The organism is Bradyrhizobium sp. PRIMUS42, from assembly GCF_023006515.1.
Taxonomy (GTDB): Bacteria; Pseudomonadota; Alphaproteobacteria; order Rhizobiales; family Xanthobacteraceae; genus Bradyrhizobium.
The window spans coordinates 1-1,549 of sequence record NZ_JALBGZ010001066.1; the positions used below are offsets into that span (position 1 = coordinate 1).

Sequence of the window (1,549 nt, forward strand, 5' to 3'; positions counted from 1 at the left end):
CCGAAGCCCGGCACGCGGCGACGGCGGACGCCACTCCGGAGCCGGCGGAGGTCGAAGAGGTGTCGCTCGAGGAGGCCGACGCCGAGGAGAATACCGGCAAGGTCAAGGCCGTCGTGCCCGAATCCGAGGACGATATCGAGGTCGACGAGACCCTCGATGACGACGATGACGATGATTCGACCTTCATTGCCGACGAAGAAGAAGGCGATGAGGACGTGACCGACATCATTGGTGATGTCGGAGGTGATGAAGAGACTTGAGATCAGCCCTGATCTGTGAAAAAGGGTGCACCGCGCGAGTCACCAGGGCTCGCCGGTTGGGGTGAACCACCAGGGTCATCCCGCGAGGACTAAGGGGCCATAGCTCAGCTGGGAGAGCGCTTGCATGGCATGCAAGAGGTCGGCGGTTCGATCCCGCCTGGCTCCACCACGCTTCGCCCTTCGGGCTAGGCGTGGCGCGGCCACGAGGAGCCCGAAGGGTGAAGCGTGGTGTCCGGCGAAGCCCGAAGGGCGAAGACGGACTGGTGAGCCCCCCACTTAGCGACTGTCCGGGCGATTGCCGTCAATGTGGTACGTCTACATCCTTCGCAGCATCGAATTTCCCGAGCAGGAATACGTTGGTGCAACGGAGGACTTGAAGCGAAGGCTTCCGTAGCACAATGCCGGCAAATCGAGCCACACCGCCAAATTCAAGCCCTGGAAGCTGATCTGGTACTGCGCCTTCCCCGACAAGCATAGAGCGCTCGCGTTCGAGGCGTACCTGAAGTCCCACTCCGGCCGGGCGTTTACGAAGAAGCGGTTGTCCTAATCCCCGTACTCCCCGATCACCGCATTCAGCCGGTCGCGCAGCGCGACGATCTCGTCCTTCATCGCCACCAGTTCCGGCACCGAGCAGTCCGAGGCCACCAGGATCGACTGCGGCACGCTGCGGGCTTTTTCCTTCAGCGCGTGCCCCTGCGCCGTCAGCGCGATCAGGACCTGACGCTCGTCCTCGCTCGAGCGGGTACGCCTCACGAGATGAGCGGCCTCCAGCCGCTTCAGCAGCGGCGTCAGCGTGCCCGAATCCAGGAACAGTCGCTCGCCGATGTCCTTGACCGCGACGTCGTCGCGCTCCCACAGCACCAGCATGACGAGATATTGGGGATAGGTCAGGCCGAGCCGGTCCAAAAGCGGCTTGTAGACGCGGTTGAACGCATGCGCGGCCGAATAGACCGCAAAGCAGATCTGGTTGTCGAGCCGCAGCGGCGCGTCCGCTGCAGGTGATTTTCGAGGCATGGAGGATCTCTCGGGTTTGTCTCATTCTGGGGCCGCGCGCCGCCACATTCAATTGCGAACAATTAAATGTGAGACCTTGCAATTTCAATTGTGCACAATCTAATTGCCTGCGATAGAGACCGTACCCAACGAAACCCAGGGAGACGACAATGTCCGTGAACGTCCTCTACAAGACCAGCGCCAAGGCCACCGGCGGCCGCGACGGCCATGCTGCAACCCTCGACGGCGCGCTCGACGTCAAGCTGACCACGCCGAAGGAGCTCGGCGGCGGAGGC

The 1,549-nt window shown here is 62.5% G+C and carries 2 protein-coding genes, 1 tRNA gene and 2 pseudogenes; 4 read left to right on the forward strand and 1 reads right to left on the reverse strand.

Annotated features, from left to right (window positions below):
• The 3 genes and pseudogenes from MOV75_RS37570 to MOV75_RS37580 all read left to right on the forward strand — a co-directional run.
• A partial coding sequence (locus tag MOV75_RS37570) for a TIGR02300 family protein (protein WP_247007933.1) occupies window positions 1-260 on the forward strand: 260 nt, incomplete at its 5' end.
• Between the two features lie 93 nt (window positions 261-353).
• A tRNA-Ala gene (locus MOV75_RS37575) sits at window positions 354-429 on the forward strand.
• 135 nt (window positions 430-564) lie between these two features.
• Window positions 565-807: pseudogene (locus MOV75_RS37580) on the forward strand (GIY-YIG nuclease family protein).
• On the opposite strand, the gene MOV75_RS37585 reads toward MOV75_RS37580, so the two are convergent.
• The gene (locus MOV75_RS37585; RefSeq protein WP_246926043.1) at window positions 804-1,274 is read right to left on the reverse strand and encodes a MarR family winged helix-turn-helix transcriptional regulator; all 471 of its coding nucleotides are present in this window, start codon (window positions 1,272-1,274) and stop codon (window positions 804-806) included. The pseudogene MOV75_RS37580 and the gene MOV75_RS37585 overlap by 4 nt on opposite strands.
• A gap of 149 nt (window positions 1,275-1,423) precedes the next feature.
• Between MOV75_RS37585 and MOV75_RS37590 the strand changes: the two are divergent.
• Window positions 1,424-1,549, forward strand: a pseudogene (locus MOV75_RS37590) (organic hydroperoxide resistance protein); the annotation flags it as partial.